9 protein-coding genes are annotated in these 7,681 nt (G+C 71.4%); 4 read left to right on the plus strand and 5 right to left on the minus strand.

Annotation, left to right across the window (positions count from 1 at the left end; all coding sequences use genetic code 11):
- On the minus strand, window positions 1-856 hold an 856-nt coding region (locus ABDW35_RS27180), incomplete at its 3' end, for a trimethylamine methyltransferase family protein (RefSeq protein WP_343716983.1).
- A 154-nt stretch (window positions 857-1,010) separates the two neighbouring features.
- Here ABDW35_RS27180 and ABDW35_RS27185 point away from each other — a divergent pair.
- Together ABDW35_RS27185 and aguB are read left to right on the plus strand one after the other, a co-directional pair.
- A complete protein-coding gene (locus ABDW35_RS27185; RefSeq protein ID WP_343716984.1) occupies window positions 1,011-1,250 on the plus strand; it encodes a DUF1289 domain-containing protein in 240 nt (79 codons plus the stop codon).
- Window positions 1,251-1,259: 9 nt separating this feature from the next.
- Window positions 1,260-2,138 (plus strand): N-carbamoylputrescine amidase, encoded by an 879-nt coding sequence (aguB, locus tag ABDW35_RS27190; protein ID WP_343716985.1) that lies wholly within the window; start codon window positions 1,260-1,262, stop codon window positions 2,136-2,138.
- Window positions 2,139-2,318: 180 nt separating this feature from the next.
- On the opposite strand, the gene gcvA (ABDW35_RS27195) is transcribed toward aguB, so the two are convergent.
- Complete coding sequence (gene gcvA, locus ABDW35_RS27195) at window positions 2,319-3,245, minus strand: transcriptional regulator GcvA (RefSeq protein ID WP_343716986.1); 927 nt, start codon at window positions 3,243-3,245, stop codon at window positions 2,319-2,321.
- Window positions 3,246-3,393: 148 nt separating this feature from the next.
- Between gcvA (ABDW35_RS27195) and ABDW35_RS27200 the strand changes: the two genes are divergently transcribed.
- Window positions 3,394-3,576, plus strand: coding sequence for a hypothetical protein (locus ABDW35_RS27200; RefSeq protein ID WP_343716987.1), 183 nt, complete (start codon window positions 3,394-3,396; stop codon window positions 3,574-3,576).
- Here the strand turns inward: ABDW35_RS27200 and gcvA (ABDW35_RS27205) are convergent.
- Both gcvA (ABDW35_RS27205) and ABDW35_RS27210 read right to left on the minus strand, forming a co-directional pair.
- Complete coding sequence (gene gcvA, locus ABDW35_RS27205) at window positions 3,573-4,496, minus strand: transcriptional regulator GcvA (RefSeq protein WP_343716988.1); 924 nt, start codon at window positions 4,494-4,496, stop codon at window positions 3,573-3,575. The two genes, ABDW35_RS27200 and gcvA (ABDW35_RS27205), sit on opposite strands and share 4 nt — an antisense overlap.
- Before the next feature lie 157 nt (window positions 4,497-4,653).
- Window positions 4,654-5,997 (minus strand): aspartate aminotransferase family protein, encoded by a 1,344-nt coding sequence (locus tag ABDW35_RS27210; RefSeq protein WP_343716989.1) that lies wholly within the window; start codon window positions 5,995-5,997, stop codon window positions 4,654-4,656.
- Between the two features lie 348 nt (window positions 5,998-6,345).
- On the opposite strand from ABDW35_RS27210, the gene ABDW35_RS27215 reads away from it, so the two are divergent.
- The gene (locus tag ABDW35_RS27215; protein ID WP_343716991.1) at window positions 6,346-6,954 is read left to right on the plus strand and encodes a cupin domain-containing protein; all 609 of its coding nucleotides are present in this window, start codon (window positions 6,346-6,348) and stop codon (window positions 6,952-6,954) included.
- Between the two features lie 249 nt (window positions 6,955-7,203).
- On the opposite strand, the gene ABDW35_RS27220 is transcribed toward ABDW35_RS27215, so the two are convergent.
- Window positions 7,204-7,681: hypothetical protein (locus tag ABDW35_RS27220; protein ID WP_343716990.1), on the minus strand; the 478-nt coding region annotated here is incomplete at its 5' end.

Raw genomic sequence — 7,681 nt, forward strand, 5'->3', positions numbered from 1 at the left:
CCGGGGCCATGGCGCCAGCCAGAATGAAGGGGGTGACGATCACCGCCTGGTTGGCGCGGGCATAGGTCTTCAAGGCGCCGAGCATGGTGCCGTCCCACACCATCGGCGAATTGGCGTTGATCAGGCTGATCAGCACGCAGTTCTCGTCGACGAACTGCTCGCCGAACACCAGCCGCGCCATGGCGACCGTATCCTCCGCCCGCTCCGGCGCCGTCACCGACCCCATGAACGGCTTGTCGGAGTATTTGATGTGGGAATAGACCATGTCGAGATGCCGCTTGTTCACCGGCAGGTCGACGGGCTCGCACACGGTGCCGCCGGAATGGTGCATCGCCGGCGTCATGTAGGCGAGCTTCACGAAGTTCCGGAAATCCTCGATCCGGGCATAGCGGCGGCCCTCGTCGAGGGTGCGGATGAAGGGCGGGCCGTAGACCGGGGCGAAGACGGTGTTTCCGCCGCCGATCTGCACCGTGCGCTCCGGGTTCCGGGCGTGCTGGGTGAACTCGCGCGGCGCGGTCGCCTGCACCAGCTGGCGGCACAGGCCGCGCGGGAAGCGGATGCGGGTGCCCTTGACGTCGGCGCCGGCGGCACGCCACAGCTCCAGCGTCTCCTCGTCGTCGCGGAACTCGAGGCCGATCTCCTCCAGCACCGTGTCGGCGTTGTGCTCGATCAGCTCCAGCCCGTCGGTCTTGAGGACCTCGTAGAGCGGGATCTTGCGCGAGATGTATTTCAGCTGCTGCAGCCCGCCGCCGCGGCGCAGGGCGCGCCGGGCCTCGGCGCCGCCGCGGCCGCGCCGGCCGGCCCGGCCGCCGGTGTCCTGGGTCTCGTCCGATGGGGTGGCGGGGGCGTCGGTCATCGCTGGCAATCCTTCTCGCGGAGTCCCGATGCTACGCCCCGAGGCCGCGCCGACCATCGCGCCTGCGACCCGGCCTCGCCCGGTCACGACACACGCCGGAGGCCGCATGAGCCGCCTTGAACCGGGGCCGCCGCCGGGTTACCTGGAGGGGGCCATGACCTCGGATCTCCCCCCCATCGTCTCGCCCTGCATCGGCGTCTGCACGCTCGAGGCCGGGACCGGCCTGTGCGCAGGCTGCCTGCGGACGATGGAGGAGATCGCGGCCTGGCGCGACGCCGACAACGCCTGGCGCCTGGCCACGCTGCAGCGGCTGAAGGAACGCCGCCGCGCCCGCGGCCGCACCAGCGCCGCCGACAGCCGACCGCGGCGGCGCCAGCCGCAGACGACCGCCTGAGGATCCGCCATGACCACCGTCACCGTCGCCGCCACCCAGACCTTCTGCACCTGGAACGAGGCCGAGACCCTGGACCGGGTCGAGGCGCTGGTGCGCCAGGCCGCCGGCCGCGGCGCCCAGATCGTGCTGCCGCAGGAGCTGTTCGCCGCCCCTTATTTCTGCCGTGACGAGCTACAGCAGCACTTCGCCCTGGCCCAGCCGATCGACGGCCATCCGGTGGTGGAGCGGTTCCGCCGGCTGGCGGCGGAGTTGAAGGTGGCGATGCCGGTCAGCGTGTTCGAGCGCGCCAACAACGCCTATTACAACTCGATCGCCATGGTCGACGCCGATGGCAGCGTGCTGGGCGTCTATCGCAAGTCGCACATCCCGGACGGGCCGGGCTATGAGGAGAAGTTCTACTTCAACCCCGGCGACACCGGCTTCAAGGTGTGGAAGACCCGCTACGGCGTGGTCGGCTGCGGCATCTGCTGGGACCAGTGGTACCCCGAGACGGCGCGCTGCATGGCGCTGATGGGCGCCGATGTGCTGCTGTACCCGACCGCGATCGGCAGCGAGCCGCAGGATGGCGGGCTGGACAGCCAGGCGCACTGGACCCGGGTGATGCAGGGCCATGCCGGCGCCAACCTGGTGCCGCTGGTCGCCTCCAACCGCATCGGCACCGAGGAGGGCGAGCGCTTCAGCCAGACCTTCTACGGCTCCTCCTTCATCGCCGGCCCGACCGGCGAGCTGGTGGCCCAGGCCGGCCGGACCGAGGAGGAGGTGCTGGTCGCCCGCTTCGACCTCGATGCCATTCGGGCCCAGCGCGCCAGTTGGGGCGTGTTCCGCGACCGCCGGCCGGAGCTGTACGGCGCGATCCTGACCTATGACGGGGCCACCCGCCCCTCTTGAGCCGGCGAGCCGTCCAGACCGAGTAGTCTGGATTCGCGACAAGCGAACCCAACGATCGATCGGGCTGCACCATGCTGGGTTCGCTCGCGAACCCAGTCGACGCGACTGCTCGATGGCGTTGACCATGCGTTATAAGAACAAAAAGAGAACGAGAAGTCAAGCAAAACCGCGAGATCGAGGTCACCCCGCCGCGAGGCCCTGCCCCTGGTCCGCCGCGATCTCGGCCAGGATCCAGTCGCGGAAGGCGGCGATCTTCGGCACGTCGCGGCGGCTGTCGAGATAGACCAGGTGGTACGAGCCCTCGTCCTTGATGCTGACCGGGAAGGGACGGATGAGCTCCCCGGCCGCGAGCTCGTCGAGGAAGAAGGTGGGGTTGACCAGCGCCACTCCCTGCCCGGCCTGGGCCGCGCGGCCCAGCATCTGCTGGTTCTCCAGCCGCAGGCCACCACTGGACACCGATTCTGGCACCGCGACGCCGGCGGCGGCGAACCAGCGCTGCCAGTAGGCGTCCCCGCCGTCCCAGAACAGCGGCAGCTGCAGCAGGTCGCGGGGATGGGCGAGGCCGCCGGCGCGGTCGCGCAGCGCCGGGCTGCACAGGGCTGTGTATTCGATCGGCATCAGCGGATGCGCCGCAAGGCCGGGCCAGACGCCCATGCCATGGCGGATGCCGATGTCGTTGTCGCTGCGGGTAAAGTCGACCAGCTTCGACTTGGTGTCGAGCCGCACGGCGATGCCGGGATGGGCCAGCTGGAACCGGCCCAGCCTCGGCACCAGCCAGTTGGTGGCGAAGGTGTGGATCGAGGTGATCGCCAGCAGCCCGCCGGTGTCGTCGCGCGCCGCGGCGAAGGCGCCGGCCAGCCGCGCCAGCGCCTCGGTCACCGCCGGGGCCAGGCGCTCGCCGGTCTCGGTCAGCTCGACCCTGCGGGTCAGGCGGCGGAACAGCGGCGCGCCGACGCGGTCCTCCAGCAGGCGGATCTGGTAGCTGACCGCCGCCTGGGTCATGCCCAGCTCCTCCGCCGCGCGGGTGAAGCTGAGATGCCGCGCCGCCGCCTCGAACACCCGGATGGCCGGCAGCGGCGGCAGGCGGGAGGCTGATCCTTCATCCATAAAGGCTGTTTATCCGTCGCTTATCGAGAACGCGTTGGTCGGACGCCCGCGGAAGGGCGATATTCCTCTCATACAGACCACATCGCAACGACCGGCCCGTCGCCACGCATCAGCTGAGATGATGCGTCCGGGCCATCCGGAGACCGAGATGACCGGCACCGTCCAGCGGGCGCCCGCGCGCCCGATCCCCCGGCTTCGCCCTCGGCGCAGCCTGCTGTCCACCCTGCGGGCCGCCGCCGGCCGGCTGCTGCGCCCGGCCGCGGGCCGGGTGCTCGACCCCAACGGCCTGTCCGACCAGCTGCGCCGCGACCTGGGCTTCGACCGCAGCTAGCCGTCCCGCCGCCCCGCCATCGCCGCCGCGGCCTCGGCCAGCAGCCACTCCCGGAACAGCGCGATCTTCGGCACGTCGCGGCGGGTCTCGAGATAGACGATGTAGTAGGCGCCGTCTTCGCGAAGCATCGTCGGGAAGGGCTGCACCAATTGGCGGGAGGCGAGTTCGTCAGCGAAGAACAACGGGTTCAGCAGCGCCACGCCCTGCCCCGCCTTCGCCACCTGGCCCATCATCTGCTGGGTGTCGAGCCTGAGCCCGTCATCGGCGACGGAGGCCGGCACCGCCTCTCCCGCCGCGGCGAACCAGCGCTGCCAGGTGTCGGCGACGTCCCACAGCAGCGGCAGGCGCAGCAGGTCGCGCGGATGCCGGACACCACCCGCCCGCTCCAGCAGGGCCGGGCTGCATAGCGGAGTGATGTCCACCGACATCAGCCAGTGCACCGCCAGCCCCGGCCAGACGCCGCGGCCGTAGCGGATGCCGAGATCGTAGTCGCCGCGGGTGAAGTCGACATTGGCCTGGCCGGTGTCGACCCGCACCGTGACCTTCGGATGGGCGGCCTGGAACCGGCCGAGCCGCGGCACCAGCCAGTTCGAGGCCATGGTCAGCACGGTGGTGACCGAGAGCAGGCCGCCGCCGGCGTCGTCGCGCAGGGCGGCGAAGGCCCCGGCCATGCGCGACATCGCCTCGGTCAGTACCGGCGCCAGCCGCGCCCCGGCCTCGGTCAGCGCCACCTTGCGGGTGAGGCGCAGGAACAGCGGCGCGCCGACCCGGTCCTCCAGCAGGCGGATCTGGTAGCTGACCGCCGCCTGGGTCATGCCCAGCTCCTCCGCCGCGCGGGTGAAGCTGAGATGCCGGGCCGCGGCCTCGAACACCCGGACCGCGGCGAGCGGCGGCAGCTGGAAGCCTGGCTGGGTGGTCATCGGGTCGCGGCGTCACGGGCGGTTCAGGATCTGTTCCATTCTCGCCGGGGATGCACGGTACTACAAGCCTGACGGCTGCTCTCCCCCTCACCCTCCCGTCGCCGACGCGACGGGCCCCTCCCTCTCCCCAAGGAGAGGGAAGAACCTCAGCCTCTCCTCAATCCAGTGTCTGCAGCGTCTCGCGCAGGGTCTCGACGATCCGGTCGATCTCCGCCTTCTCGATGATGAAGGGCGGCGACAGGGCGACGATGTCGCCGGTGGTGCGGATGCCCACCCCCTTTTGGAAGCACTTGACGAACAGGTCGTAGGCCCGGGAGGTCGGCTTGCCGGCGATCGGCTCCAGCTCCACCGCGCCGATCAGGCCGAGGTTGCGGATGTCGATGACGTGGCGGGTGCCCTTCAGGCTGTGCAGCGCCTGCTCCCAGTACGGCGCCAGGTCGGCGACGCGCTCGAACAGCCCCTCCTCGCGGTACACGTCGAGGGTGGCGAGGCCGGCGGCCATGGCCAGCGGATGGGCCGAGTAGGTGTAGCCGTGGAACAGCTCGATCAGGTGCTCCGGCCCGGTCATGAAGGCGTCGTAGATATGCTTGCGCACGCCGACCGCGCCGGCCGGCACCGCGGCGTTGGTCAGGCCCTTGGCCATGGTCACCATGTCCGGCTGCACGCCGAACCAATCGGCGGCGAAGCTGGTGCCGAGGCGGCCGAAGCCGGTGATGACCTCGTCGAAGATCAGCAGGATGCCGTGCCTGTCGCAGATCTCGCGCAGCCGCTGCAGATAGCCCTTGGGCGGCATCAGCACGCCGGTGGAGCCGGCCACCGGCTCGACGATCACCGCGGCGATGGTCGAGGCGTCGTGCAGCGCCACGATCCGCTCCAGGTCGTCGGCCAGCTCGGCGCCGTGCTCCGGCAGGCCGCGGCTGTAGGCGTTGCGCGCCAGGTCGTGGGTGTGGCGCAGGTGGTCGACGCCGGTCAGCATCGTGCCGAAGGCCTTGCGGTTGGCGACGATGCCGCCGACCGAGATGCCGCCGAAGCCGACGCCGTGATAGCCGCGCTCGCGCCCGATCAGGCGGGTGCGGGTGCCCTGGCCGATCTGGCGCTGATAGGCCAGCGCGATCTTCAGCGCGGTGTCGACCGCCTCGGACCCGCCGCCGGCGGCGAAGAAGACGTGGTCGAGGTCGCCGGGCAGCAGCTGGGCGACGCGGGAGGCCAGCTCGAACGCCTTGGGGTGGCCCATCTGGAAGGACGGGGCGTAGTCCATCTCCGCCGCCTGGTCCTGGATCGCCTGGACGATCTTGGGGTGGCAGTGGCCGGCATTGACGCACCACAGGCCGGCGGTGCCGTCCAGCACCTGGCGGCCGTCGACGGTGGTGTAGTACATGCCCTTGGCGCCCGCGTAGAGCCGCGGCGCCGCCTTGAACGACCGGTTCGCGGTGAACGGCATCCAGAAGGATTCGAGGTTGTTCGGCGTGCGCAGGTCACCGCGCGGCACGGCATCGTCCATGGCAAGCAACTCCGGTCGGCTGTGGAGGGAACCGAACACGCCGAACGGCCGGCGCCGGTCCGCCCCCCAGGGGCAAAGGGCCGGACCGGAGCCTAGGACCGCCCCGATCACTGGACAAGCGGGCGCGCGCGCCGGACACTGCGAAAACCGCCGGCGGAGGCCGCCCCGATGCCGGCGTTCGGGATTTCGAACAGGAAAACACCCATGGCCCTTCCCCCGGGTCCGGCCCCCATGATCCCCGAGTCCCCCCTCCCCTCGCGGGAGGGGGCCAGGGGGAGGGGGTTGTCGAAGCCGGAACCGGCACCCTCTCCCGCCGGTCCGGCAGCGGCCACCGAGGACGATCCCGGCATCGACATCGGCGGCCGGCTGCGGCGGCTGCGCGAGGAGCACGGGCTGAGCCAGCGCGAGCTGGCGCGCCGCGCCGGCGTCTCCAACGCCACCGTCTCGCTGATCGAGCAGAACCGCGCCAGCCCCTCGATCGGCTCGCTGAAGCGGGTGCTGGACGGGCTGCCGCTGAGCCTGGCCGCGTTCTTCGCCTTGCCCGAGGGGCCGGAGGACCCGGTGTTCTTCCCGGCGGCCGAGCTGACCGAGATCGCCGGCAGGCCGGGCGCCGCCGGGGGCCATGGCGGATCCGGAGGGTCGGGGGCCGGACCCGGCGGACCGGGCGGCCTGATCTCCTACCGCCAGGTGGGCTGCGACCTGTCGGGCCGGGCGCTGCAGATCCTGCATGAGCGGCTGGCGCCGGGCGCCGACACCGGCCCGACGGCGCTGAGCCATGCCGGCGAGGAGGGCGGCGTGGTGATCCGCGGCCGGGTGGAGCTGACGGTCGGCCCGCGCCGCCGCATCCTCGGCCCCGGCGACGCCTATTACTTCCAGAGCCGCCTGCCGCACCGCTTCCGCGTGGTCGGCGAGGAGCCGGCGGAGATCGTCTCGGCCTGCACCCCGCCGAGCTTCTGAGAGCGGGCGCCTCCCTTTGCCGTCATTCCCGCGAAAGCGGGAATCTCTTTCCGGTTGAAGCGTCACGAGATCCCCGCTTTCGCGGGGATGACGAGGGGAATCTGAAAAATCTCGCGAACTGGGTGAGGGCCGGCACCGCCCCCTCCCCTCGCCCGCCGGCGCAAGCACCACCAGCCCCGCCCGCGGACGGGAGAGGCGAAGCACATCGGTTCATCATCAAGGGAGGGCACGTCGCGACCGCGGCGGCGGTCAGCTGCTGTCCGGCGTCGGCCGCCGGGGCGGCGGACAGCCGTCCCCGGACTCCTCCGCCGGTTCGGCCCGCCCCTCCCCGTCCCCGGGGCGTGCGGCGGCATCGCCGGCGCCCGCGCCGGGCAGCCCGGAATTGTCGTTGGCGCCCTCGTCCAGGCCCTCTGGGCCCTCCGGACCGTCGAGGCCCGGCGGCAGCGGGATCGAGGGCGGCGGCCGGCCGATCTTGCGGCAGACCTCGCGCAGGAAGTCCTCGGGCGACAGCAGGTCGAGCTTCGCGTCGAGGACATCGTCCTCGTTCAGCGCCTCCCGCACCGCCGAGCGCACATAGTCGGCGTCCCAGTCCTTGTCGGGCGCCGCCACCGCCTTGACGGCGGCCTCGGCCACCTGCTCGCGGAGCTTGCGGCGGCGCGCCTGCTCGCCCGATGCCACGCGCTCGTAAAGGCGCTGCTTACCCTGCTTCAAACGGCGATGTTTATTT

This window comes from Inquilinus sp., from assembly GCF_039594555.1.
GTDB lineage: Bacteria > Pseudomonadota > Alphaproteobacteria > DSM-16000 > Inquilinaceae > Inquilinus.